Origin of the sequence: Modestobacter sp. VKM Ac-2977, from assembly GCF_026968045.1 — a bacterium.
Taxonomy (GTDB): Bacteria; Actinomycetota; Actinomycetes; order Mycobacteriales; family Geodermatophilaceae; genus Modestobacter.
Window position 1 is genome coordinate 400,468 of record NZ_JAPVBQ010000001.1, and the last position, 26,068, is coordinate 426,535.

General features: G+C 73.8%; 18 protein-coding genes and 1 tRNA gene. All 19 read left to right on the plus strand.

Going from position 1 to position 26,068, the window contains the following annotated elements:
• The first annotated feature begins 3 nt into the window (after positions 1-3).
• A complete protein-coding gene (gene metG, locus O2V63_RS01915; protein WP_269165882.1) occupies positions 4-1,824 on the plus strand; it encodes a methionine--tRNA ligase in 1,821 nt (606 codons plus the stop codon).
• Positions 1,825-1,861: 37 nt separating this feature from the next.
• Complete coding sequence (locus tag O2V63_RS01920) at positions 1,862-2,734, plus strand: TatD family hydrolase (protein ID WP_269165883.1); 873 nt, start codon at positions 1,862-1,864, stop codon at positions 2,732-2,734.
• A gap of 48 nt (positions 2,735-2,782) precedes the next feature.
• Positions 2,783-3,616 carry a hypothetical protein gene (locus O2V63_RS01925; RefSeq protein ID WP_269165884.1) on the plus strand — a complete coding sequence of 278 codons (834 nt, stop codon included), beginning with the start codon at positions 2,783-2,785 and terminating at the stop codon, positions 3,614-3,616.
• 348 nt (positions 3,617-3,964) lie between these two features.
• Positions 3,965-5,065: a resuscitation-promoting factor gene (locus O2V63_RS01930; RefSeq protein WP_269165885.1), complete on the plus strand. Its 1,101-nt coding sequence runs from the start codon at positions 3,965-3,967 to the stop codon at positions 5,063-5,065.
• Positions 5,066-5,129: 64 nt separating this feature from the next.
• Positions 5,130-5,984: a 16S rRNA (adenine(1518)-N(6)/adenine(1519)-N(6))-dimethyltransferase RsmA gene (gene rsmA, locus O2V63_RS01935; RefSeq protein ID WP_269165886.1), complete on the plus strand. Its 855-nt coding sequence runs from the start codon at positions 5,130-5,132 to the stop codon at positions 5,982-5,984.
• Positions 5,985-6,051: 67 nt separating this feature from the next.
• Entirely contained in the window at positions 6,052-7,020 is a 969-nt protein-coding gene (locus O2V63_RS01940) for a 4-(cytidine 5'-diphospho)-2-C-methyl-D-erythritol kinase (RefSeq protein WP_269165887.1), read from the plus strand.
• Positions 7,021-7,149: 129 nt separating this feature from the next.
• Positions 7,150-7,225, plus strand: a tRNA-Gln gene (locus tag O2V63_RS01945).
• A gap of 52 nt (positions 7,226-7,277) precedes the next feature.
• A complete protein-coding gene (glmU, locus tag O2V63_RS01950) occupies positions 7,278-8,813 on the plus strand; it encodes a bifunctional UDP-N-acetylglucosamine diphosphorylase/glucosamine-1-phosphate N-acetyltransferase GlmU (protein ID WP_269165888.1) in 1,536 nt (511 codons plus the stop codon).
• Positions 8,810-9,790, plus strand: coding sequence for a ribose-phosphate diphosphokinase (locus O2V63_RS01955; RefSeq protein ID WP_269165889.1), 981 nt, complete (start codon positions 8,810-8,812; stop codon positions 9,788-9,790). The genes glmU and O2V63_RS01955 overlap by 4 nt, the downstream gene beginning before the upstream one ends.
• Positions 9,791-10,204: 414 nt before the next feature.
• A complete protein-coding gene (locus tag O2V63_RS01960) occupies positions 10,205-10,900 on the plus strand; it encodes a 50S ribosomal protein L25/general stress protein Ctc (protein ID WP_269165890.1) in 696 nt (231 codons plus the stop codon).
• Positions 10,901-10,989: 89 nt separating this feature from the next.
• Positions 10,990-11,577, plus strand: a complete 588-nt coding sequence (gene pth / locus O2V63_RS01965; RefSeq protein ID WP_269165891.1) for an aminoacyl-tRNA hydrolase — start codon at positions 10,990-10,992, stop codon at positions 11,575-11,577.
• A gap of 222 nt (positions 11,578-11,799) precedes the next feature.
• Positions 11,800-13,305 (plus strand): sugar transferase, encoded by a 1,506-nt coding sequence (locus tag O2V63_RS01970; RefSeq protein WP_269165892.1) that lies wholly within the window; start codon positions 11,800-11,802, stop codon positions 13,303-13,305.
• Between the two features lie 262 nt (positions 13,306-13,567).
• Entirely contained in the window at positions 13,568-14,842 is a 1,275-nt protein-coding gene (locus tag O2V63_RS01975; protein WP_269165893.1) for a glycosyltransferase, read from the plus strand.
• A gap of 17 nt (positions 14,843-14,859) precedes the next feature.
• A complete protein-coding gene (locus tag O2V63_RS01980; protein ID WP_269165894.1) occupies positions 14,860-15,594 on the plus strand; it encodes a CDP-alcohol phosphatidyltransferase family protein in 735 nt (244 codons plus the stop codon).
• On the plus strand, positions 15,594-16,289 hold the full coding sequence (locus O2V63_RS01985) for a hypothetical protein (RefSeq protein ID WP_269165895.1): 696 nt from the start codon (positions 15,594-15,596) through the stop codon (positions 16,287-16,289). Before O2V63_RS01980 ends, O2V63_RS01985 begins: the two co-directional genes overlap by 1 nt.
• A 269-nt stretch (positions 16,290-16,558) precedes the next feature.
• Positions 16,559-21,199, plus strand: coding sequence for a PKD domain-containing protein (locus tag O2V63_RS01990; RefSeq protein WP_269165896.1), 4,641 nt, complete (start codon positions 16,559-16,561; stop codon positions 21,197-21,199).
• Between the two features lie 205 nt (positions 21,200-21,404).
• The gene (locus O2V63_RS01995) at positions 21,405-22,877 is read left to right on the plus strand and encodes a lipopolysaccharide biosynthesis protein (protein ID WP_269165897.1); all 1,473 of its coding nucleotides are present in this window, start codon (positions 21,405-21,407) and stop codon (positions 22,875-22,877) included.
• 50 nt (positions 22,878-22,927) lie between these two features.
• Positions 22,928-25,045, plus strand: a complete 2,118-nt coding sequence (locus tag O2V63_RS02000; protein WP_269165898.1) for a glycosyltransferase — start codon at positions 22,928-22,930, stop codon at positions 25,043-25,045.
• On the plus strand, positions 25,042-26,058 hold the full coding sequence (locus tag O2V63_RS02005) for a glycosyltransferase family 2 protein (protein WP_269165899.1): 1,017 nt from the start codon (positions 25,042-25,044) through the stop codon (positions 26,056-26,058). Before O2V63_RS02000 ends, O2V63_RS02005 begins: the two co-directional genes overlap by 4 nt.
• The last annotated feature ends 10 nt before the right edge of the window (positions 26,059-26,068 follow it).

Genomic DNA, 26,068 nt, shown 5'->3' on the forward strand with positions numbered 1-26,068 from the left:
GCCGTGACAGATCGGCACATCCTCACCGCCGTCGCGTGGCCCTACGCCAACGGCCCGCGGCACATCGGCCACGTCTCCGGGTTCGGCGTCCCCTCCGACGTCTTCAGCCGGTTCCACCGGATGTCCGGCGACCAGGTGCTGATGGTGAGCGGCACCGACGAGCACGGGACGCCGATCACGGTCGCCGCGGACGCCGAGGGCATCACCCCGCGGCAGATCGCCGACCGCAACAACCGGGTCATCGTCGACGACCTGGTCAGCCTGGGGCTCAGCTACGACCTGTTCACCCGGACGACGACGGCCAACCACCGCGCGGTGAGCCAGGAGATCTTCCTCGGGCTGCTGAAGAACGGCTACGTCTTCCCGCAAACCACGCTGGGCGCGATCAGCCCGTCGACCGGCCGCACCCTGCCCGACCGCTACATCGAGGGCACCTGCCCGATCTGCGGCTACGACGGCGCCCGCGGCGACCAGTGCGACAACTGCGGCAACCAGCTGGACCCGATCGACCTGGTGAACCCGGTCAGCCGGATCAACGGCGAGACGCCGAAGTTCGTCGAGGAGGAGCACTACTTCCTGGACCTGCCGGCGTTCACCCGGGCGCTGGGCGACTGGCTGGGCACCCGGGGGAACTGGCGCCCCAACGTCCTGAACTTCAGCGTCAACCTGCTCTCCGACCTCAAGCCGCGCAGCTACACCCGGGACATCGACTGGGGCGTGCCGGTGCCGCTGGACGGCTGGCGGGACCGGCCGGACAAGCGCATCTACGTCTGGTTCGACGCCGTGGTGGGCTACCTGTCGGCGTCGATCGAGTGGGCCCGCCGGTCCGGTGACCCGGAGGCCTGGCGGCAGTGGTGGCAGGCGCCGGACTCCGACGCCTACTACTTCATGGGCAAGGACAACATCGTCTTCCACTCCGAGATCTGGCCGGCCCAGCTGCTCGGCTACAACGGGGCGGGCGACAAGGGCGGGACGCCGGGCTCCTACGGCCGGCTCAACCTGCCCACCGAGGTGGTCTCCAGCGAGTTCCTGACCATGGAGGGGCGGAAGTTCTCCTCCTCGCGCAACGTGGTCATCTACGTCCGCGACTTCCTCTCCCGCTACGACGCCGACGCGCTGCGCTACTTCATCGCCGTGGCCGGCCCGGAGAACCAGGACACCGACTTCACCTGGGCGGAGTTCCTGCGCCGCAACAACGACGAGCTGGTCGCCGGGTGGGGCAACCTGGTCAACCGCTCGGTGTCGATGGCCGCCAAGAACGTCGGCGCCGTCCCGACCCCGGGTGAGCTCACCGACGCCGACCGGGCGCTGCTGGCCACCACCTCCGGGGCCTTCACCGCCGTGGGTGACCTGCTGTCGCGCAACCGGCAGAAGGCGGCGGCGACCGAGGCGATGCGGGTCGTCGGTGAGGCGAACAAGTACCTGTCGGACCAGGCGCCGTGGAAGCTCAAGGAGGACCCGGCCCGCCGGGACACCGTCCTGCACACCGCGCTGCAGGCGATCAAGGACTGCAACGCCCTGCTGACGCCGTTCCTGCCGCACTCCTCGCAACAGGTGCACGAGCTGCTGGGCGGCACCGGCGTCTGGTCGGTCGCCCCGCAGGTGGTCGAGACCGAGGACCTGGACGACGGCTCGCCGTACCCGGTCATCACCGGGCCCTACGACCAGGGGCAGGCCGTCTGGGCGTCCACGCCGCTGCCGCCGCCGGGCACGCCGCTCGCCCCGCCGAAGCCGGTGTTCACCAAGCTCGATCCCTCGATCGTGGAGGAGGAGCTGCGTCGCCTGGAGGAGGGCGGCCAGAGCGGGTCGGACGGCGAGGCGTGACCTCCCGGACCACCACAATGGCCCTCCTGGTGGAGGCGTGAGCCGGTCGGCGTCCTCGCGGGCGAACCGGCGGGGTGAGCCGCCGCCGTCCCCGGAGCCGCTGCCGTCCCCGGCGGTCGACAGCCACACGCACTTCGACATCGCCGTGGGCGGTGAGGACCGGGAGCCCACCGACGCGGAGGTGGACGAGGCGATCGCGGCCGCCGTGGCCGTCGGCGTCCCGCGGCTGGTGCAGGTCGGGGTGGACGTCGGGTCCTCGCGCTGGTCGGCCGCGCTGGCGGCCCGGCACCCGAACGTGCTGGCGGCGGTGGCGCTGCACCCCAACGAGGCGGGGGCCGGGGCGGCGACCGAGGCGGCGCTGGCCGAGATCGACCAGCTCGCCGCGCTGCCCCGGGTGCGGGCGGTGGGGGAGACCGGCCTGGACCGCTACCGCACCGGCCCCGAGGGCTGGGCCGCCCAGGAGGCCTCCTTCCGGGCGCACATCGACATCGCCAAGCGGCACGGCATCGCGCTGGTCATCCACGACCGCGACGCCCACGACGAGGTGCTCCGGGTGCTGGACGACGAGGGTGCGCCCGAGCACACCGTCTTCCACTGCTTCTCCGGGGACGCCGGGTTCGCCCGGGCCTGCCTCGAGCGCGGCCACGTGCTGTCCTTCGCCGGCACGGTCACCTTCTCCAGCGCCGGCGCCCTGCGCGAGGCGGCGGCGCTGACCCCGCTGGACCAGCTGCTGGTCGAGACCGACGCCCCGTTCCTGACCCCGGCACCGCTGCGCGGGCGCCCGAACTCCGCCCGGCTGGTACCGCACACGGTCCGGGCGCTGGCCGAGGTCACCGGGGTGCCGCTGGACCAGCTGTGCGCGGCCCTGACCAGCACGGCGGAACGGGTCTTCGGCTCCTGGGACGACTGAGGCGGGTGGGCCGCCCCCCGGTCAGCTGAACCGGGGCACACTGGGGGAGTGGGCCGCCTCATCGCCGTCGTGCTCTTCATCGCCTTGATGGTCCCGGCCGCCATGCTGGCCCGGGGCTGGTCACTCGCGTCCGGTCGCCGGGCCGTGGCCTCCGCCGGTGTCGAGTTCGTGCCGGTGACGCCGGAGGCGACCGCGCAGCTGGCCCGCCAGGCCACCCATGCCCACCGGGTGCGGCTGTTCGGGTTGCTGCTCGGGCTGGCGCTGGTGGTCAGCACGGTGGTGCTGTTCGCCGAGGCGTCGGTCTTCCTCTGGGTGCCCGCCCTCGCCGTGGGCCTGCTGGCCGGCGTGCTGCTGGCGGAAGCGACCCGGCCGCGGCCGCGCTGGGCGACGACCAGCCCGCCCCGCCGGCCCCGGCGGTCGGAGCAGATATCGCTCTGGCTGCTGTGGACCATGCGCGCTGTGGTCGCGGGGGTGGTGCTCACCGCCCTGCTGCAGGTCGACGACCTGGCGTCGCCGGTCGTCGCGACGGCGACGGCGGTGCCGCTGGCCGGTTGGCTGCTGGCCGAGGCGGCCCTGCTGCGGGTGTGGCTCCGCCCGCTCCCCGCCGAGGGCGCCGACGTGCCGGTCGACGAGGCGCAGCGCACCTGGACCGCGCACCTGTCGGTCGCCGCGGCCAGCGTGCTCGCCCTGCTCCCGATGGGGGCGCTGCTGCTCCGTGCCGCGATCGACCTCGGCGACCGGGTGAGCTCCGACGGCGCCGGGCTGCTGCCGGTGGCCCTCGTCGCGGGCGGGTTCTCCGCGATCATCGCCGGGCTGGTGGTGGCCGGCTTCCTGGTGACCTGGTTGCGCCCGGTGCGGCAGACCACGCCCGCGCTGGCCTGAGGCGGTCCGGGCCCACCGGTCGGCTGTGGCCTTGCGCACGGCCGGGATGCGGGTGATCACGCTCTCTCGCGGCGCGTTTCTCACCCACCGTGTCGGCGCGCCTGCGGAGGGCTGAGTCGACATGGTGGTTTCTTGATCCCGCACCGTTCTCTTCCGTCAGGCGTTCGTTATCGTGCCGTGACCGACAAGCCGGGGTGGGGAACACCTGGGCGCTCGTTCCTGCCCGGGTGACCGCTCCCGGACCCGGAGCTCGTCGGGCCGCACGGTGAGGGGCGCCGCCCTCCGGGTGAGGTCCGTCGGCTGTCGCCCTCGTTCCCCTGCCCGGGCCCCGTGACCCGTGGATGTGTTGTGCACCGATCGCTGAAGTCGATTCTCTTCGTCCTGGTCCTCCTGGGCCTGGTGGGCGGTTCCGCTGCCTACTTCGCTGCCCAGAAGACGGTGACCCTGACCGTCGACGGCCAGTCGCGCGAGGTGCGCACCTATGCCGGCACGGCCGCTGAGGTGCTGGCCGACGAGGGGCTGGAGCCCGCGTCGCAGGACGTCGTCCTGCCCGACCCCGGCGACGCGATCGGCGACGGCGCCACGATCGTGCTCAACCGCGCCCGTCCTTTGACGCTGACCGTCGACGGGGTGCGCACCGACGTCTTCACGACGGCCCTCTCGGTCGACGGCGCACTCGCCGAGCTCGGGTACCGCACCGACGAGCTGGTGCTCTCCGCCAGCCGCAGCCAGCGCCTGCCGCTGGACGGCATGGACCTCGCCATCACCACCAACAAGGACGTCACGCTGATCGCGGACGGCCAGCAGCGCGTGGTCACCACCACCGCGGCGACCGCCGGTGACCTGCTGGCCGAGCAGGGCATCGCCCTGTCGCCCACCGACCGCACCTCGATCTACCCGCAGCAGCCTCTGCTGGACGCGATGGTCCTGCGGGTCACCCGGGTCGTCGTCACCGACGTGACCGAGGTCCAGCCGCTGGACTACGCGACCGTCGAGACGCCGGACCCGAACGCCTTCCAGGGGCAGCGCACCGTCACCCAGCGGGGGGTCGAGGGCGCGCAGACGGTCACCTGGCGGGTCACCGTCACCGACGGGGTCGAGACCGGCCGCGAGCAGCTGGGTGTCGAGGTCAGCACGCCGCCGGTCGACCAGCAGGTGGCCGTCGGCACGAAGGAGAAGCCGGCTGCACCGGCGCCCGTGGTCAGCGCCGACGGCCTGAACTGGTCCGCGCTGGCCGCCTGCGAGTCCGGTGGCCGGCCCACCGCGGTGAGCGGCACCGGCAAGTACCGCGGCATGTACCAGTTCTCCACCGGCACCTGGGCCGCCGTCGGGGGTAGCGGTGACCCGGCCGCCGCGTCGGCCGAGGAGCAGACCATGCGGGCGCAGATGCTGTACGCCCGTTCCGGCGCGGGGCAGTGGCCGCACTGCGGTCCCCGCCTGTTCGGGTGATGAAGGACCTCGCTGCCCCCCGCCACTCGCAGGCTCGCGGCGGGCCCCTGCAGCGAGGCCGGAGATGACGGCCCTGCTCGGTGCGGCCGCGATCCGCGAGCTGGCGCAGCAGTTGGACCTGCGACCGACCAAGACCCTCGGGCAGAACTTCCTGCACGACGCCAACACGATCCGCAAGATCGTCCGGACGGCCGACCTGCAGGACGACGACGTCGTCTGCGAGGTCGGGCCGGGCCTCGGGTCGCTGACCCTGGGGCTGCTGCCCGCCTGCGCACACGTGACCGCGGTGGAGATCGACCCCCGGCTGGCCGACCAGCTGCCGGTGACCGTCGCCCAGCGGGCCCCGGACGTGGCCGGGCGGCTCACCGTGGTGACCGCGGACGCCCTCCGGGTGCAGGAGCTGCCCGGGCCCCCGCCCACCGCCCTGGTGGCCAACCTGCCCTACAACATCGCCGTCCCGGTGCTGCTGCACCTGCTGGAGCTGGTGCCCACGATCCGCACCTCGCTGGTGCTGGTCCAGGCCGAGGTCGCCGACCGGCTCGCCGCCGCACCCGGCACCCCCGCCTACGGGGTGCCCAGCGTCAAGGCCGCCTGGTACGCCGACGTCCGCCGGGCCGGCAACGTCCCGCGGCCGGTCTTCTGGCCGGTCCCCAACGTCGACTCCGGGCTGGTCGCGCTGACCCGCCGCCCGGCGCCGGACGGCGATCGGGCGGCCACCTTCGCCGTCATCGACGCGGCCTTCGCCACCCGGCGCAAGGGCCTGCGCGCGGCGCTGGCCCGCTGGGCCGGCAGCCCGGCCGCCGCCGAGGTCCGGCTGCGCGCGGCCGGCATCGACCCGACCACGCGGGGGGAGCAGCTGTCGGTCACCGACTTCGCCCGGCTCGCGGCCACCGACCCGGTCACCGCGGAGGAGCGGTAGCGGGTGCCGCGGCCGGCAGGCGGGGTGCACCGGTGGACGACGGTGGACCGGCGGGCAGGATGACCGGGTGAGCAACGCGACCGCAGGCGGCCCCGGCCGGCTCGCCGGCAACGGCGCCGTCACGGCGCGGGCGCCGGCGAAGGTCAACGTGCACCTCGGCGTGGGGCCGCTGCGGGCCGACGGCTTCCACGAGCTGGAGACGGTCTTCCTCGCCGTGTCGCTGTTCGACACGGTCACCGTCCGCCGTTCCGAGGGGCTCTCGCTCACCGTCCGCGGCGAGGGCACGGGGAGCAGTGCCGGCCCGGCGAGCGTGCCCACCGACCAGCGCAACCTGGTCTGGCAGGCCGCCGAGCTGCTGGCCCGGCACGCCGGGGTGGCGGCCGATGCGCACCTGACCGTGGACAAGTCGATCCCGGCCGCGGCCGGGCTGGCCGGCGGCAGCGCGGACGCGGCGGCCACGCTGGTCGCGCTCGACGCACTGTGGGGGACCCGGGCGACCCGCGGCGACCTGGCCGCGCTCGCCGCACAGCTGGGCAGTGACGTCCCCTTCAGCCTGCTCGGCGGGGTGGCACTGGGCACCGGGCGCGGCGAGCGGCTGACGCCGGTGCTCGCCCGCCGTCGCTGGGACTGGGTGCTCGGCATCGCCGGGGAGGGGCTGTCCACCCCCACCGTCTACGGCGAGCTGGACGCCGAACGGGAAGCCGGGACCCTGCCCGACGGCGAGCTGATGGCCGCCACCGGGCCGGTGCTCGCCGCGCTGCACAGCGGTCCGGCGGCGGCGCTGGCGGCCGCGCTGCACAACGACCTCCAGGCGCCGGCGCTCCGGCTGCGTCCGGAGCTGGACCGGGCGATGCGGGTCGCGACCGAGGCCGGGGCCCGGGCGGCGCTGGTCAGCGGCTCCGGCCCGACGGTGGCGGCGCTGGCCGAGGACGAGGACGCCGCCGTCCGGCTGGCCGACGAGCTCGCCGGTGCCGGGGTGTTCCGGACCGTGCGGGCAGTGCACGGCCCGGTCCACGGCGCCCGTCTGGTGGGCTGAACCCCGGCCGACCGTCGCCCGTCCAGCCACCGTCCGACGTCCCCGGGGGCGGTCCTGGGTGCCCGCACCCGACCTCGGCCCTAGGCTCAGGGGTGGGCCGCCGCGGTTCTGCCCCGGCGGGCCGGTTGATGGGGGATGGGGTAATCGGCAGCCCGCCGGCCTTTGGAGCCGTGCAGTCTCGGTTCGAGTCCGAGTCCCCCAGCCAGTCAGCGCCGACGCGCGCCGCCAGACCGTCGCCATCGCGAGGAGTTCGTTCCGTGACCCTGCAGGACACCCCCACCACGGACGGCGCCGTCGGCGCCGTCGTCGTCCTCGCCGCCGGGCAGGGCACGCGGATGCGGTCGCGCATGCCCAAGGTGCTGCACCCGATCGGCGGCCGCTCGCTGCTGGGGCACGTGTTGGCGGCGGCCGCCCCCCTGCTGGCCGCCCAGACCGTCGTCGTCGTCGGATCCGGGCGGGAGGCGGTGGCCGAGCACCTCAGCGCGGTCGCGCCGGAGGCGCTGCCGGTGGTGCAGGAGGAGCAGCTGGGCTCCGGGCACGCCGCGGCGGTCGCGCTGGACGCGCTCACGGAGGTCGCGGGTGCGGTGCTGATCCTCAACGGGGACGCGCCGCTGCTGCGCGAGGAGACGCTGACCGCACTGGTCCGGGCGCACCAGCAGGCCGGCGACGTGCTGACCGTGCTCACCGCCGAGGTGGCCGACCCGACCGGCCTGGGGCGGATCGTCCGGGACGCCGGCGGCGCGGTGCGGGCGATCGTCGAGGAGCGGGACGCCGACGACGCCCAGCGCGCGATCCGCGAGGTCAACGCCGGGGTGTACATCGGCGACGCCGCCGCCGTCCGGGAGGCGCTGACCAGGGTCGGGGCCGCCAACGACCAGGGGGAGCAGTACCTGACCGACGTCCTCGGCCTGCTGGTGGCCGACGGTGCCCCGGTCGGCGGGCACCGTGCGGCCGACCCCGACGACACCCTGGGCTGCAACGACCAGCGTGAGCTGGCCGCCCGGCGCCGCACGATGAACGACCGGGTGCTCGACGACCTCATGCGGGCCGGGGTGGTCGTGGTGGACCCGCAGACCACCTGGGTCGACGTGACCGTCGAGGTGGCGGCGGAGGTCGTCCTGCACCCCGGCACGCAACTGCTCGGCGCGACCACCGTCGGTGCCGGCGCGGTCGTCGGCCCGGACAGCACGCTCGTCGACACCGAGGTGGGGGAGGGGGCGTCAGTGGTCCGGTCGCACGTCCAGCTGGCCGAGATCGGCCCGGCGGCGACCGTCGGCCCGTTCAGCTACCTCCGCCCGGGCACCCGGCTCGGCCGCGCGGCGAAGGTGGGGGCCTACGTCGAGACCAAGAACGTCCAGCTCGGCGAGGGCTCCAAGGTGCCGCACCTGTCCTACGTCGGCGACGCGACCATCGGGGACCACAGCAACATCGGCGCGGCGACGGTGTTCGTCAACTACGACGGCGTCGACAAGCACCGCACCACGGTCGGCGACCACGTGCGGATCGGGTCGGACACCATGCTCGTGGCGCCGGTCACCGTGGGGGACGGCGCCTACACCGCAGCCGGTTCCGTGATCACCACCGACGTCCCGCCCGGGGCCATGGGCGTCGCCCGGGCCCGCCAGCGCAATGTGGCAGGCTGGGTCGCGCGGCGCCGTCCGGGCACCCCCGGCGCAGAAGCAGCAGCAGCGGCCGACGACGCAGCGGCCGCCGCAGCCACCGACACACGGACCACCGAGTCCGCGGACCGGCCCCCGGCCGCGACGGACGACGACCAGCAGGGGCGATCATGAGCGCGATCAGGCAGACCACCAACAAGAGCCTGATGCTCTTCTCCGGCCGGGCCTACCCCGAGCTGACGATGGAGATCGCCGGGCACCTCGGCGTCACCCCCACCCCCACCTCGTCCTACGAGTTCGCCAACGGTGAGCTCTTCGTGCGGTTCGAGGAGTCGGTGCGCGGCTGCGACGCCTTCGTGGTGCAGAGCCACACCGCACCGATCAACACCTGGCTCATGGAGCAGCTGATCATGGTCGACGCGCTGAAGCGCGCCTCGGCCAAGCGGATCACCGTCGTCGCCCCGTTCTTCCCCTACGCCCGGCAGGACAAGAAGCACCGCGGCCGCGAACCGATCTCCGCCCGGCTGGTCGCCGACATGTTCAAGACCGCCGGAGCCGACCGGCTGATGACCGTCGACCTGCACACCGCCCAGATCCAGGGCTTCTTCGACGGCCCGGTCGACCACCTCTTCGCCATGGACCTCCTCATCGAGGAGGTCAAGCGCAAGTGGGGCCACTGCGACCTCACCGTCGTCTCCCCGGACTCCGGCCGCGTCCGCGTCTCCGAGCGGTGGAGCGACAAGCTCGGTGGCACCCCGCTGGCCTTCATCCACAAGACCCGCGACGTCACCCGGCCCAACGAGGTCGTCGCCAACCGGGTCGTCGGTGAGGTCGAGGGCCGCGTCTGCATCCTGGTCGACGACATGATCGACACCGGCGGCACGATCGCCAAGGCCGCCGAGACGCTGTTCGAGGCCGGCGCCGCCGACGTCATCATCGCCGCCACCCACGGGGTGCTCTCCGGGCCCGCGGTCGACCGCCTGAAGAACAGCCGGGTCAGCGAGGTGATCATCACCAACACGCTCCCCATCGAGCCCGAGCGTCGGTTCGACAAGCTGACCGTGCTCTCCATCGCCCCCCTGCTCGGCCGGGCGATCAAGGAGGTCTTCGAGGACGGTTCGGTGACGAGCTTGTTCGGTGGGGCGAGTTAAATTGCGACCCTCTGGGCCGCATCGCGGCCAGGAGGCGTTCCCGACGTGAGTTGAGCCGTTTCCCGCGGGGGCGGCAGGGACCCTCCGGGCCCCGTGCCGACCCCGCGGACGGACCCACCTGCTGATCCCGGCGGGAGCCTTCGGCCCCGCGCCGGGATCAGCAGACGCCCTGCGGGCGATGGGTCCGGGGTTCCCACCGCTGGTGGCGTTCGTTCCTCTCCGGCTGGTGGCGTTGGTGCGTCCCCACCCAGGTGCTCGTCTCTGACGCTCGGGCGCTCAGGTACGCTCGTGGAGTTGCCCGGCGAGGGAGCGGTTCTCCGACTCCGTGATCGACGTGCGTCTGCCCTCCAGGGGTGTGCCGCGCTCGTGCGCTGAGCACACAGACCCGATCCACCTGTTGAGGAGCACACCACCGTGGCTGAATTCCGCCTCGCCGCCGAGCCCCGCACCGAGTTCGGCAAGGGCAGTGCCCGCCGTACCCGTCGCGAGGGCCGCGTCCCCGCCGTCCTGTACGGGCACGGCCAGGACGTCGTCCACCTGTCGCTGCCGGCCCGCGAGTTCGCCGCGGCCCTGCGCAACGGCGGCACCAACGTGCTGCTGACCATCGAGATGGACGGCAAGGACCAGCTGGCGTTGACCAAGGCGATCCAGCGGGACCCGATCACCCGCATCCACGAGCACGTCGACCTGCTGCTGGTCCGCCGCGGTGAGAAGACCACCGTCGAGGTCCGCGTCCTGATCGTCGGCGAGCCGGCCCCGGACACGATCAGCAACCACCAGCTGAACAGCGTCCTCGTCGAGGCCGACGCCACCGACCTGCCGGAGACGATCGAGGTCGACATCACCGGCCGCACCGCGGGCAACGGCATCACCGCCGGCGACCTGCCGCTGCCGGCCGGCGCGACGCTGATCACCGACCCGGAGGCGCTGGTCATCGGCTTCCTGGGTGCGCCGACCGCCGCCGAGCTGGAGGCCGAGCTGGAAGAGGCCGAGGCCGAGGCCGGCATCGAGCGCGAGGAGTCCGACGCCGACGGCGACGTCGTCCCCGAGCCGCAGGACCAGGGCAGCGGCGAGTCGATGGACTCCGCCGAGAAGTCCAGCGACGCCTGACCGGTCCGCTGACCGAGAGCACGACCCGCAGGGGCGCCGGCACCGCCGGCGCCCCTGCGGCGTCTCCCGCGCCCGCCCCCGCACCCCCGGTGTCGGAGGGGCCGTTCCTGGTGGTCGGGCTGGGAAACCCCGGCCCCGGCTACGCCGGCAACCGGCACAACGTCGGGGCGATGGTGCTGGCCGAGCTCGCTGCCCGGGCCGGCGTCAGGTTGTCGCCCGGCAAGGGGCCCCGGGCCCGGTCGCTGTCCGGGGAGGGCCGGCTCGCCGACCGGCGGGTGGTGCTGGCGGTGCCGTCCAGCTACATGAACGAGTCCGGCGGCCCGGTCCGCGGGCTGCTCGACTACCACCACCTGCCTCCCACCGACCTGGTCGTGGTGCACGACGAGCTCGACCTCGACTTCGAGGTGGTGCGGCTCAAGCGCGGTGGCGGGGAGGGCGGGCACAACGGTCTGCGCTCCATCTCCCGCTCCACCGGCACCCGCGACTACCTGCGGGTCCGGGCGGGGATCGGCCGGCCGCCCGGTCGGCAGGACCCCGCCGACTACGTCCTCAAGGACTTCTCGGCGACCGAGCGCAAGACGCTCGAGCTGTTCATCGGCGAGGCGGCCGACGCCACCGAGCTGCTGCTCGAACGCGGTCTGGAGGCTGCGCAGAACGTCGTCCACCCCCGTAGCTGACCACCGTCGGTACGCACCGTCGCCCGGACGGGTGGTCACGGCCGTGGTCCCGGTCCCAACGGGTGACGCCACCCCGTCCGCGTTGCCCCAGCTCGTCACCGCCTGTGATGGTTGCTGAGCGTCACCAGTGCAGCGGCTCGTCCGGGTCCGCCCCGGCTACGAGCCACTCCTGTGTGTCGCCAGCGAACTGTGCGCGATCACTGCGGAGAACCTGGGGGCCCCATGCTGCTCGAACGTGCGGAACCGACCGACACCCTCGGTCACCTGCCGTCGGCGGCGGCCCCGTCGCTCACGGCCGTCGAGCGCGTCCCGGACACCACCGCTCCCGCCCGGGGCGCCGCCCGCTGGGCCCGGCGGCACCGTGCCGGCCTGGTCCTCGGTGAGGCGCTGATCGCGGCGTCGGCGGCGGCCGTGGTCCTCCTCGCCCACGACGGGCCGGTCGTGGGCAGCGTCCTGTTCTGGGCCGGGCTGAGCCTGGTCCTCGCCTGGCCGGCGCTGCTCGCGGTCACCGGCGCCTACGAGGAGCGCTGGTTCGGGGTGGGCAGCGACGAGTTCCGTCGCGTCGGCCGGGCCGGCTTGCTGCTGCTGGCCGGGATGGGCTTCGTCAGCTACGCGGCCGAGCTCGACCTCAGCCGTGCGCTGGTGGTGCTCGCCGTCCCGGCGCTCACGACGGCGACGCTGGTCGAGCGCTACGCCGCACGGCGCCTGCTGCACCGTCAGCGGATGCGCGGGCGCTGCGTCAAGCGCGTGGTGGTCGTCGGCCGCGGCGGCGCGGTGCTGGACCTCGTCGACCGGCTGCACCGCACCCGGCACGCCGGACTGGACGTCGTCGGCGTCTGCGTGACGCCGGACGACCGCAGCCGGGTCGCGCGGGTGACCGACCTGCCGGTGGCGGGCCTGGAGGACGTCCTCGAGCTCGCCGGCCGGGTCGAGGCCGACACGATCGCCGTCACCTCCGCCAGTGAGACGTCGTCCCAGTACCTGCGGGTCCTGTCCTGGCAGCTCGAGGGCACCGGGCTGGAGCTGCTCGTGGCCCCCGGGCTGGTCGAGGTGGCCGGACCGCGCCTGCACATCCGGCCCTTCGACGGGCTGCCCCTCCTCTCGGTGGAGCAGCCCCGGTTCGAGGGCTGGCGCCGGGTGCTGAAGGCGGCCCTCGACCGGTCGGTCGCCTCCGTCGCGCTGCTGCTGCTCGCGCCGGTCCTGGCTGCGCTCGCCCTGGCGGTCCGGCTGTCCGGTCCCGGGCCGGTCCTCTACCGGCAGCAGCGGGTCGGGCTCGGTGGCCAGCACTTCACGATGCTCAAGTTCCGCAGCATGGTCGTCGGTGCCGACCAGCAGGTCGCCGGGCTGGCGGCCGGCAACGAGGCCGACGGGCTGCTGTTCAAGATCCGGCAGGACCCGCGGGTGACGCCGGTCGGCCGCTGGATGCGCCGGCTCTCCCTCGACGAGCTGCCCCAGCTGGTCAACGTGCTCACCGGCGGCATGTCGCTCGTCGGGCCGCGTCCGCCGCTGCCCGACGAGGTCGCCCGCTACGACACCTCGGTCAGTCGCCGGTTGCTGGTGAAGCCGGGCCTGACCGGCCTGTGGCAGATCTCCGGGCGCAGCGACCTGCCGTGGGAGGAGGCCGTCCGGCTGGACCTCCGCTACGTGGAGAACTGGTCGCTCGCCCTGGACGTGCAGATCCTCTGGAAGACCGCACGCGCCGTCGTCTCGGCGTCCGGCGCCTACTGAGCCGCGGGCGCGCAACGGGCAGCCACGGACGAGCTCCGGCGTCCTCCGTCCGGGTGAGCGCACTGCTGCGAAGCGCGACGCCACTCCGTGATCGGGGGAGGGTCGGTGCTGGACGGCCGGCACGGCTCGTCCAGCACGTGCAGGTCGGTCGGTCGCCGCTCCCTCGCCCCGAGGCCGGCGCCGACTCCGAGGAACGGAGCCAGAGACCATGCCACCCAGGAGGTCGGGCGCCCTTCGCATCGCCCTGGTCGGGACGCGTGGCGTGCCGGCGCGGTACGGCGGCTTCGAGACCGCGGTCGAGGAGGTCGGCCGGCGCCTGGTGGAGGCCGGCCACGACGTCGTCGTCTACTGCCGCACCACCACCGGCGGACCCCGGCCGGCGACGCACCTGGGCATGCGGCTGGTGCACCTGCCGGCGCTGCGCCGCCGGTCGCTGGAGACGCTGAGCCACACGGGTCTCTCGGTCGCGCACCTGCTCACCCACCGGGTCGACGCCGCGATCGTGTTCAACGCGGCCAACGCGCCCTGGCTGCCGCTGCTGCGGGCGGCCTGCATCCCGGTGGCCACCCACGTCGACGGCCTGGAGTGGAAGCGCGCCAAGTGGGGTGGGATCGGCAAGCGCTACTACCGCGTCGTCGAGGCGCTGTCGGTCCGCTGGTCCGACGCCCTGATCGCCGACGCGCAGGGCATCGCCGACTACTACCGCGACGAGTTCGCGGCTCCGACCGAGCAGATCGCCTACGGCGCACCGAAGACCGACGGCGCCGGGTCCGACCGGCTGCCGGCCGTGGACCTGGCACCGGGCGGCTACCACCTCGTCGTCGCCCGCTTCGAGCCGGAGAACCACGTCGACGTGATCGTCGACGGCTACCGGCGCAGTGACGCCGAGCTGCCGCTCGTGGTGGTCGGGTCGGCGCCCTACGCCGACGACTACACCCGCCGCGTGCACGCGCTCGCCGACGACCGGGTCCGGTTCCTCGGTGGCGTCTGGGACCAGGAGCTCCTCGACCAGCTGTACGTGAACTGCGCGACGTACCTGCACGGGCACTCCGTGGGCGGGACCAACCCCTCCCTGCTGCGGGCGCTCGGTGCTGGTGCGGCGACGATCGCCTACGACGTCTCCTTCAACCGGGAGGTGCTGGAGTCCAGCGGTCGCTACTTCCGGACGCCGGACGACGTCACCTCCGCACTGCACGAGGCCGAGCGCGAGCCCGAGAAGCTCCGCCGCCGGGGCAAGCGGGCACGGCTGCTCGCCGCCCGCTACGACTGGGACCACGTGGCGTCCCGCTATGCGGAGCTGTGCCGGAAGTTGGTCGCTCGCGAGTTCCCGCGGTCCCGCCCGAGCGGCCGCCGCCTCCGGCTCGGCCCGGCGGCCGGCACCCGGACCGACGAGTGGCCGCAGGGCGCGCTCGCCCCCGCGACACAGAGCGGCGGCGCTCCCTCACCTCGCCGGGCGCCCGTCCGGCCGGTCGCACGACCCACGGCGGCCGGCGCCGGCTCGGCGGACGTCCTGCCGGCGCGGACGGCCCAGTCGTGACCGCGCTGACGCCCCCCGTGGCCAGTCCCGATGGGGCGATCACCGACACGATCCGCCGGTTGGCCGGGGCCCAGAAGGGCGCCCAGGGTGCTCCGGCCTACTCCCGGTTCGTGAACCGGAGGCTGGGGCGGGTGCTCGCCGCCCTGGCGTTCCACGCCCGGCTCACCCCGAACGCCGTCACCGGGATCAGCGCGGTGTGCACCTTCGGCGGCATCGCCGTGCTCGCGCTGGTGCCCCCGTCCTGGCCGATGGGCGTGGCGGTCGCGCTGCTGCTGGTCGTCGGGTACGCCTTCGACTCCGCCGACGGCCAGCTGGCGCGGCTGCGGGGCGGCGGCTCCCCGGCCGGGGAGTGGCTGGACCACATGGTGGACGCGCTCAAGATCGCCAGCCTGCACCTCGCGCTGCTGATCGGCTGGTACCGCTTCGAGTACGTCGAGCGCAGCTCGTGGTTGCTGCTGCCGCTGGCCTTCTCGGTCGTGTCGGTGGTGTTGTTCTTCGCCACCCTGCTCAACGAGTCCCTGCGCGCCCAGCACGGCGCCCGCACCCGGGCGGCGTCGACCGGAGAGCGGCCCAGCGTGCTGCGTTCGTTGCTGGTCGCCCCCACCGACTACGGGGTGCTCTGCCTGGTCTTCCTGCTGCTCGGGGCGCCCTCGGCGTTCCTCTGGGCCTATGCGTTGCTCGCGGCGGTCACGGCGGGCTTCCTGGCCCTCGCCGCCGTCCGGTGGTTCCGAGAGATGGGCAGGTTGACCTGATGAGCGATCCCTCGACCGATGCGGCCAGCACCTCCGGCCGGACCGCCCCACGCCGGCGCCGGCTGGTCCTCGCCGGGGCGGTCCTGGTGGTGGTGGCGCTCGTGCTGTGGGGCGTCCTCACCGGTGGGGACGACGGCGGCGGTGCCCAGGCGACCGGAGAGACCTCGGCCCCTCGGTCGAGCGCCGGCGCCACGTCGGGTTCGGCGGCGAGTCCCTCGTCGGCCGCTCCGGTGCCGCCGACGGTCAGCGCCGCCCCGGCTGCCACCGCCCCGACAGAGGGCGGCGACGAGCTCCCGCCCAGTCTGCCGCCGGTGGGTCTGACCGACTCGGCCGCCGTCGGCGACGGCGTGACCGCCGCTCTCACCGCCGTCCGCGCGATCCAGGGCGAGGGCACGGGCCCGGGCAACGTCGCCGGTCCGGCGGTGGCGGTGACGGTGCGGCTCACCAACGGGACCGCCGAACAGATCGTCCTGGACGGGGCGGTCGTCTCCCTCGCGTACACCGCCGACGCACTTCCTGCCTCGCCCCTGGACGACCCGTCTGCAGCGCCGCTGTCGGGCGTGCTGGAACCCGGCTCGTCGGCCGAGGGGGTCTACGTGTTCTCGGTCCCCGCCGATCGACGTGGCGTGGTGACCGTGGCGATCGGTCACGCCCCCGGGGTTCCCTACCTGGTCTTCACCGGCTCGGTCGACTGACCCGAGGACCTCGTCCAGCCGACCGCCGACCGCCGGCCGCCCTGATGCGGGCACGGCGGTCGGCGGATGCCGTGCTGCCGACCCCGGCCACGGTCGGGGCATCCGCCTGAGGGGTGACCCTGCGTCACCGCAGTCCGTCGACCGGGTGCAAAACCCCAGGTAAAGCACCCGATCAGGCGACGGGTGCAGCCTGGTGACCCACCCTTCGTCACGCTTAGTATCGGCTGGCCCGACCGGGCACTGACTCAGCGCGAGCGGGGACGACGAGCATGGACGCAACACCGAGGACGCCCAGCCGGGTGTGGATCGCCGGACTGCTGAGCAGCCTGCTCTTCGCAGGAGTGCTCGGGGGCCTGCTGCCCGGTGGGGTGGCGCGCGCGGACACCGCTCCGCTGGAGCCCACCGCAGCGGCCACCCCCACGACGGTCGCCGCCGATGCGCTGCCCACCGTCCAGATCAACGGTGTCGCCTGGTCGCAGGTCGTCGTCGGCAACACCGTCTACGTCGCCGGGGACTTCTCCACCGCGCGCCCAGCAGGTGCGCCGGCCGGCACGCAGGAGACGGTCCGGAACAACCTCCTGGCCTACGACATCCGGAGCGGGGAGCTCATCACCTCCTTCGCCCCCGACCTCAACGGCAAGGCGCTGGTGGTGACCGCCTCGCCAGACGGCTCGCGCATCTACGTCGGCGGCGACTTCGACAAGGCCAACGGCCAGACCCGCTACCGGGTGGCTGCCTACAGCACCGCCACCGGTGAGCTCATCGCGAACTTCCGCCCGAGCTTCAACGCCCGGGTGTACGCACTCGCCGCCACCGACGACACCGTCTACGTCGGTGGGTCCTTCACGGCCATCGGCTCGGCCAGCCGTGAGCGGCTGGCAGCGGTGGCCGCGTCCAACGGCGCGCTGCTCCCCTGGGCGCCGGTGCCCGGTGTCGGCTCGACGGACGGGAACGACCTGCCCCGGATCCGGGACGCGAACGGGCAGTACGTCGAGAACCCGCAGAACGCCAAGACGAGCAACATCGTCCTGGCGCTGGTGGTGACCGGCGGGGGCGACCAGGTCGTCGCGGCCGGACGTTTCGACACGCTCAACGGCACCCGGTCGACCGGCGTCGGTGCGCTGGACCCGGTGACCGGCGCGACGCGGCCCTTCGCGGTCGGCCAGCTCCTCACCAACCAGGGTGTCAACTCCGCCGTCTACAGCCTCAGCACCGACGGCACCAACGTCTACGGCACCGGGTACGACTACTACGGCCCCGGCAACCTCGAGGGCTCCTTCGGCGCAACCGCCGACGGTGGCGTGCTGACGTCGATCAACGACTGCCACGGCGACACCTACTCCAGCTTCCCGGCCAACGGCGCGCTCTACCTGGCGTCCCACGCCCACGTCTGCAGCAACATCGGTGGCTTCCCCGAGACGGAGCCGCAGACCAAGCAGTACGCGACCGCGGTGACCACGGTCGCCACCGGCACCGTGGGCTCGGGCACCATCGACGACGCGCGCACCCTCATGGGCAAGCCGGCGGGGTCCTTGCTGCCCTGGTTCCCGACGTTCACCGCCGGCACGTACACCGGTCAGTCGCAGGCAGGGTGGTCGGTCACCGGCAACGACCAGTACGTCGTCTACGGCGGCGAGTTCCCGAAGGTCAACGGGGCCGCGCAGCAGGGGCTGGTCCGGTTCGCCGTCCCCTCGATCGCGCCCAACCGTGTCGGCCCGAGCTCAACGGGGCTCACCCCGACCGTCGTCGCCCTGTCGGCCGGCACCGCTCGGGTCAGCTGGACGACGAGCCACGACCAGGACAACGAGAACCTGACCTACCGCGTCCACCGCGACGGCGACACCACCAGCCCGGTCCACGAGGTCACCCGGGCGTCGACCTTCTGGAACACCACGTCGCTCGCCTTCGTCGACACGGGCCTCAGCGGCGGTGAGCACACCTACCGCGTCAGCGTCACCGACCCGATGGGCAACCAGGTCACCTCCGGGTGGGTGTCGGTCGAGGTGACGGCGGGCAGTCCGTCGGAGCCGCGGCCGTACGCCCAGGCGGTCGTCGCCGACGGCGCCCAGGACTACTGGCCCCTCGGCGAGCGCTCCGGTTCCATCGCCTACGACTACGCCGGAGGGTCTGACCTGGCGGTGAACTCCCGGGTGTTCCTGAACCACCCGGGTGCGCTCAGCGGTGACCCGGACACGTCCTTCGGCTTCGGCGGCCAGGGCCTGGCCGCGACCACCACGGCGATCCCCGGACCCAACACCTTCGCCGTCGAGGCATGGTTCCAGACCACCTCCCGCAGCGGCGGGAAGGTCGTCGGGTTCGGCAACCGGAACACCGGTGACAGCAGCAGCTACGACCGGCACGTCTACCTGGACGGCGCAGGGCGGGTCGTCTTCGGGGTGTACCCGGGCAGCGAGCAGAAGATCAGCAGCTCGGCCGGCTACAACAACGGCGCCTGGCACCATGTCGTGGCCTCCCTCAGCCCGGCCGGCATGGCCCTCTACCTCGACGGCGAGCTGATCGGCACCAACCCGGCGGTCACAACGGGGCAGCCCTACAGCGGCTACTGGCGCATCGGCGGCGACAGCAGCTGGGGCGGCACCGGCAAGTACCTGACCGGGCGCATCGACGAGGTGGCCGTCTACCCGTCGGCCCTGTCGGCCGACGTGGTGACCAGCCACTACACGCTGGGGGCAACGGGGAAGGCGACCAACGTCGCCCCGGTGGCGTCGTTCACCTCCTCGGCGACCTTCCTGGACGCCACCCTCGACGGCTCGGCCTCGGCCGACCGGGACGGCAGCATCGCGTCCTACGCATGGGACCTCGGCGACGGCGCGACGGCGACCGGGCGCACCACGACGCACACCTACTCGGCCGCCGGCACCTACCCGGTGACACTGACGGTGACCGACGACGACGGTGCCCGGTCGGTGGAGACCGGCGCCGTCACGGTGACCGCCCCGCCGGCGAACGTGGCGCCGTCGGCGGTGTTCAGTTCGTCGGTGGTGGGGCTGGTGGCGTCGTTCGACGGTGCGGGGTCGGCTGATCCTGATGGGTCGGTGGCGTCCTACGACTGGGACTTCGGTGACGGTGCGAGTGGTGCCGGTGCGGCGGTGGAGCACACCTATGCCGAGGCGGGTGTGTACCAGGTCGTGCTGACGGTGACCGATGACGACGGTGCCACCGGCAGGGTCGAACAGTCGGTGACGGTGTCGGCCCCGGCGGAGCCGCCGGTCCCCGAGGTCCCCGAGGTCCCCGAGGTTCCCGAGGTCCCGGCGGGGGAGCCGCTGGCGGTGGACGGTTTCGAGCGGACGGTGGCCAGTGGGCTGGGTCAGGCGGAGACCGGGGGTGCGTGGTGGGTCTCCGGCGGGGTGACGTCGGTGTCGGAGGGCGCGGCGGTCCTGGAGGTGCCCAAGGCCGGTGGGTCGAGCTCGGTGTGGCTGAACTCGGTGTCGGTGCAGGACGTGGCGTTGGAGACGACGTTCTCGCTGGAGCAGGCGCCCACCGGTGGTGGGACGTACGCCTATGTCACTGCACGGCGGACGCCGGCGAACTTCTACCGGGGTGTGCTGAAGTTCCTGGCCGATGGCCGGGTGACGGTCGGGGTGTCACGGGTGGTGGCCAACAAGGAGACGACGTTGCGGTCGGTGACCGTTCCGGACCTGACGTACGTGCCGGGCACGGTGCTGCGGGTGCGGTTGGACGTCAGTGGCAGCGGCACCACCACGCTGGGCGCCAAGGTGTGGGTGGACGGCACGGCTGAGCCGGTCGACTGGCAGGTCAACGCCACCGACGACACCGCGGAGCTGCAGGCGGCCGGCGGGGTCGGGGTCTCGACCTACGTGTCGGGTTCGGCCACCGTCGTCCCGGTGCGGATGCGCGTCGACGACTTCTGGGCCGGCCCCGCCGGCACGGTGCCCGCCGCAGGGGAGGTCCCGGCGGAACCGGCGAACGTGGCGCCGTCGGCGGTGTTCAGTTCGTCGGTGGTGGGGCTGGTGGCGTCGTTCGACGGTGCGGGGTCGGCTGATCCTGATGGGTCGGTGGCGTCCTACGACTGGGACTTCGGTGACGGTGCGAGTGGTGCCGGTGCGGCGGTGGAGCACACCTATGCCGAGGCGGGTGTGTACCAGGTCGTGCTGACGGTGACCGATGACGACGGTGCCACCGGCAGGGTCGAACAGTCGGTGACGGTGTCGGCCCCGGCGGAGCCGCCGGTCCCCGAGGTCCCCGAGGTCCCCGAGGTTCCCGAGGTCCCGGCGGGGGAGCCGCTGGCGGTGGACGGTTTCGAGCGGACGGTGGCCAGTGGGCTGGGTCAGGCGGAGACCGGGGGTGCGTGGTGGGTCTCCGGCGGGGTGACGTCGGTGTCGGAGGGCGCGGCGGTCCTGGAGGTGCCCAAGGCCGGTGGGTCGAGCTCGGTGTGGCTGAACTCGGTGTCGGTGCAGGACGTGGCGTTGGAGACGACGTTCTCGCTGGAGCAGGCGCCCACCGGTGGTGGGACGTACGCCTATGTCACTGCACGGCGGACGCCGGCGAACTTCTACCGGGGTGTGCTGAAGTTCCTGGCCGATGGCCGGGTGACGGTCGGGGTGTCACGGGTGGTGGCCAACAAGGAGACGACGTTGCGGTCGGTGACCGTTCCGGACCTGACGTACGTGCCGGGCACGGTGCTGCGGGTGCGGTTGGACGTCAGTGGCAGCGGCACCACCACGCTGGGCGCCAAGGTGTGGGTGGACGGCACGGCTGAGCCGGTCGACTGGCAGGTCAACGCCACCGACGACACCGCGGAGCTGCAGGCGGCCGGCGGGGTCGGGGTCTCGACCTACGTGTCGGGTTCGGCCACCGTCGTCCCGGTGCGGATGCGCGTCGACGACTTCTGGGCCGGCCCCGCCGGCACGGTGCCCGCCGCGGCGTGAGGACGCCGGGGCAGGCCCGGGGTCGCCCCGTGCCTGCCCCGGCCGGGCAACCACCCCTCTTCGGATGAGGTCACCCACCGGAGAGGGGTCGGTGGCGCCCGGCGCTGGCAGCCTGGACGTGCGCGCCCACGGCCACCGACCCGCGGCGCAGCCGCGCGGCAGCACGTCCGGCGGCGGACGTCGACAGTGGGGGAGGGCGGGCTGCGTGAGTCGACTGCAGGCGCCCGGGCCGCGACCGGAGCTCACCGCAGCGGCTGCGCAGCCTGACGAGACCGGGGCGGACGGGCGCAGCGTCTGGGCCGGCATCGTCCGCAGCGGAGGCATGCGACTGCTGGTTCTCCCGGTCTCGGCCTTGCTCGGCATCGTGGTGACCCGGCTGGTCATCGACAACTACGGCGAGGCGGCCTTCGCCCAGTACGGGTTGTTGGTCGGCCTCGGGGCACTGCTGCCGTTCGCCGACCTGGGGATGTCGGCTGCGGTGATGAACGCCGTCGGTGCTGCCCGGTCCCCGGGGACCGACGACCACGTCCGGGCGGTCCTGCTCACCGCCGTCCGCGTGCTGATCGGATCGGCCGCTGTGCTCTCGGCGGTGGCCGTGACCGTCACGCTGCTGGGACTCTGGCCGGCCCTGCTGGGGCCGGCGCTGCTGCCGGACACCGGCCCGCTGGCGGCGATGGCCTGCCTGCTGTTCATCGCGGTGGCCATGCCGATGGGCATCGGCCAGCGGGTGCTGTCCGGACTGGGGCGCAACCACGTGTCCATCGCCCTGTTCGGCCTGCAGACGCCGCTGGTCCTCCTCGTGCTCGTCGGGTTCCTGTGGGTGGGGGTCCCGGCCGGCTCGGCCATGGCGGTCGTCCCGTACGGCACGACCTTCGTCCTCGCGATCGTCTGCACGATCGTGGCGGCCCGAGCGATCCGACCGGCAGCACGCGACGTCCTGCGCCGGGTACGGCACGTCCGCACCCAGCACGGTGCCCGGGTCTTCGGCGTCGCCTGGCCGATGCTGGTGCAGATGATCGCGCTGCCGATCGCGATGCAGAGCGACCGGATCGTGCTCAGTCACCGCGCGGGAGTCGGCGAGCTCGCCGAGTACAACCTCGCCGCCCAGATGTTCGTACCGATCTGGGCGGTGGTGAGCTCCGCCGGGGTCACGCTGTGGCCGGTGTTCGCCCGTGCCCGGGCTCGCGGCGTCCGTCACTCCCCGGTGCCGATGGCCTGGGCCTTCGCTGGGCTGGCCGCCGGGATGGCGGTGCTGGTCGCGGCGGCATCGCCGTTCCTCGCCGACCTGGCCTCTGGCGGCAGGATCGAGCTCGGTGGCCTGCTGGTCGGGAGCTTCGCGGTGCTGATGGTCCTCCAGGGGGCGAAGTACCCCCTGGGCATGTACATGACCGATGCCCGCGGGCTCCGCTTCCAGGCGCTGATGATCGTGGCGATGCTGCCACTGAACGTCGGGCTGTCGTGGTGGCTGGCCGGCCCGCTCGGAGCGGCCGGTCCGGTGCTCGGCTCGGTCATCGGGGTGGCCGCTTCCCAGGTGCTGGGCAACCTGCTGTACGTCCGCCGGGCACTGCGGGCCGCTGGGCGCGATGCGGCCCCGGCCGGGCCCGAGCCGGAGGCGGCAGTGGCTGCCGACCGGCCCGACCGCGTGTCCGTCGCCGACGAGGAGGGGCGGTCGCGGTGACGGACGGGCCTGAGGACAGGACGCCGGGCAGCATCCCGGCGGGTGCCGACGTGCGTGTCCCCGAGCAGGACCCGGACCCGGCGGGGCGGCTGGGCATCGTGGTCGTCAACTACGGGTCGCACGACCTGCTCGAGACCCACCTGGGCGCGATGGACCTCGGTGGGTTGCCCGTCCACGTCGTCGTGGTGGACAACTTCTCCACCGCCGCCGAGCGGGAGGTCGTCGCTGCACTGGCGGGTGCCCGCGGCTGGACGTTCGTCGGTCTCCCCGACAACCGGGGCTTCGGCGCCGGCGTCAACGCCGGCGTCCGGGCCGCGCGAGCCGCGGGCTGCGTCACCTTCCTGCTGCTCAACCCGGACGCATCAGTCGCTCCTGGGGTGGTCGGGGAGCTGCGACGGCACAGCCTCCGGGAGCCCATGGCGCTGATCAGTCCCCGGATCGTCGCCCCGGACGGGACGGTGTTCTTCGACGGGGCCGAGCTGTTCACCGACAGCGGCCGGTTGCGTGGCCGGCGCACCGGGACGACGCCGTCCGGGCCGGGGAGGACGCGGCCGAGCGGTCCGGCGACGGAGTGGGTGACCGGCGCGTGTCTGGTGGTCCACGACCAGCTGCTGCGCCGAGCCGGCGAACTGGACGAGTCCTTCTTCCTCTACTGGGAGGACGTGGAGTTCAGCCACCGCTGTCGCGCGGCCGGGGGCGCTCTCGTGGTGCGCTCGGACCTGGAGGCGGTGCACGACGCAGGCGGTACGCAGGGGCCGACGCCGGGCCGGGCCAAGTCCGCGGTCTACTACCGCTACAACTGCCGCAACCGGCTGCTGTTCGCTGCCCGGTGGTCCTCCCGCCGTGAGCTGCTGCGCTGGATGTGGGCGACGCCGGCCGTGAGCTGGGAGGTCCTGCTGCGTGGGGGACGACGCCAGCTGCTCCACCAGCCGGCGCTGGCGCTGGCTGCGATCCGCGGGTCCGCGAGTGGTCTGGTCCTTGCTGCGGGCGCGCTCCTGCGGGGCCGGCGGCGCACCGCCCGTACGGGCCCCTCGGTGCTCGTGGTGCACCCGGGCGCAGAGCTCTACGGCTCCGACCGCATGCTCGTGGAGTCGGTCGCGGGGCTCGTCGACCGCGGTGAGCGGGTCACGGTCGCGCTCCCGGTCGCCGGGCCACTGGTCGGCGAACTGGAGGCGACGGGTGCGACCGTCGTCCGCTGCCGGATGCCGGTCCTGCGCAAGAGCGCGACCACCCCGCGAGGCGCTGCGGCGCTGCTGGCGGACGCTGCGGCCGGGCTCCTGCCTGCCTGGCGGCTGCTGCGGCGCACCGGCCCCGGGCCGGTGTACGTCAACACCCTCACCATCCCGCTCTGGCCGATGCTGGCGCGGCTGGTCGGCCGGCACGTCACGCTGCACGTCCACGAGGCCGAGGACGGTGCGCCGGCGCCGGTGCGCCGGGCCCTGGCGCTGCCGGCGGTGTTCGCCCAGCGCGTGCTGGTGAACAGCCGGTACAGCCGCGACGTGCTCGCCGCCTCGCTGTCGCGCACCGCGAGCCGGGCCGTCGTCGTGCCCAACGGGGTCGTCGGTCCCGAGGTCACCGTCCCTCCCCGTCCCCGGCTGTCGACGCCGGTCCGGCTGCTGTTCGTCGGGCGGCTGTCGCCGCGCAAGGGGCCCCAGGTCGCCCTCGCCGTGCTCGCCGAACTGTCCCGGCGCGGCGTGGACGCCCGGCTCACGCTGGCCGGCTCGACGTTCCCCGGGTACGAGTGGTTCGAGGCTGACCTCCGGGCCCAGGTGGAGCGTGCGGAGTCCGCCCCACGGGTCGACTTCCTGGGCTTCGTCCCCGACGTCCAGGCGGTGCTGAGCGACTCCGACGTCGTCCTGGTCCCGTCCGTGCTGCCGGAGCCGTTCGGCAACACGGCGGTCGAAGCGGTCCTGGCCGCCCGGCCGGTGATCGTGAGCGCCGCCGGTGGCCTCCCCGAGGCGATCGACGGCCACACGTCCGCGCAGGGGGTGCCGCCGGGCGACGTCGCTGCCTGGGCTGATGCGGTGCAGCGGGTGATCGCTGCCTGGCCGCGCTTCGCCGCTGCCGCCCAGGTCGACGCCGGCCAGGCCCGCGCGCGTCACGCGCCGGCCCGCTACCGCGCCGAGGTCGCACGCCTGATCACGATCCCCGGAGAGGAACGCCGATGACCGCGTCGGACACCACCCCTGCGCCCACCCGTGCGGACGGCGGACGGAGCCTGCCCGACAGCCGGGTGGAGGTGCTGATCGGCGTGCTGACCTTTCGCCGACCGGACGACCTGGCCGCCCTGCTCCCCGTCCTGCTCGAGCAGGCTGCCGAGGTCGACCGCCCGGAGCGTCGCGTGGGCGTGCTGGTCGTCGACAACGACCCGCAGGGCAGCGCCAGGGGAGTCGTCGACGAGCTCGGCTCCGCCCTGGTGCGCTACGTCGTGGAGCCGACCCCGGGGATCGCGGCGGCGCGCAACCGCGTGCTGGACGAGGCCGAGGGGTGCACCTTCGTCGTCTTCATCGACGACGACGAGCGGCCCCGGCCAGGATGGCTCGCGCACCTGCTGCGCACCCAGGAGGAGACCGGGGCGGCCGCTGTGGCGGGTGCCGTGGTCTCGGCCTTCGAGGGGCCCCTGGACCCCTGGGTGCGCGACGGCGCGTTCTTCAGCCGGCGGAGGCTGGCCACGGGCACGGTGATCGACGTCGCCGCGACCAACAACCTGCTCCTGGACGTCGCCGCGGTCCGCGCGGCCGGGCTCCGCTTCGATGCGGCCTTCGGGTTGAGCGGGGGCAGCGACACCCTGTTCACCCGCCTGCTGGCTGCCTCGGGCGCCCGGCTCGTCTGGTGCGACGAGGCGGTGGTCACCGACTCCGTGCCCAGCTCACGGATGACCCGGGAGTGGGTGCTGCGCCGGGCGTTCCGGTCCGGCAACTCGGCCAGCCGGGTCGACCTGGTCCTGGCCGGGAGCGCCCCTGCACGGAGCCGGGCACGCCTGCGTGGTGCACGCCGAGGTGCTCCGCGGCTGGTCGCCGGCCTGGCGCGCTGGCTGCTCGGGTGCGTCGTCGGGTCAGCTCCGCACCGGGCCCGCGGCCTGCGGACGGCCTGCCGAGGGGCCGGGATGCTCACCGGGTCGTTCGGCGTCGTCTACCACGAGTACCGCAGGGCCGGTGCCGTCACCGTCGCCGGCTCCTGACCTCTGCGGT

What these genes read in the sequence shown, in the direction of transcription:
- rsmA (WP_269165886.1), top strand. Translation starts at nt 5,130, where the DNA reads ATGACGGCCCTGCTCGGTGCGGCCGCGATCCGCGAGCTGGCGCAGCAG.
- O2V63_RS01955 (WP_269165889.1), top strand. Translation starts at nt 8,810, where the DNA reads ATGAGCGCGATCAGGCAGACCACCAACAAGAGCCTGATGCTCTTCTCC.
- O2V63_RS01970 (WP_269165892.1), top strand. Translation starts at nt 11,800, where the DNA reads ATGCTGCTCGAACGTGCGGAACCGACCGACACCCTCGGTCACCTGCCG.
- O2V63_RS01985 (WP_269165895.1), top strand. Translation starts at nt 15,594, where the DNA reads ATGAGCGATCCCTCGACCGATGCGGCCAGCACCTCCGGCCGGACCGCC.
- O2V63_RS01990 (WP_269165896.1), top strand. Translation starts at nt 16,559, where the DNA reads ATGGACGCAACACCGAGGACGCCCAGCCGGGTGTGGATCGCCGGACTG.
- O2V63_RS02005 (WP_269165899.1), top strand. Translation starts at nt 25,042, where the DNA reads ATGACCGCGTCGGACACCACCCCTGCGCCCACCCGTGCGGACGGCGGA.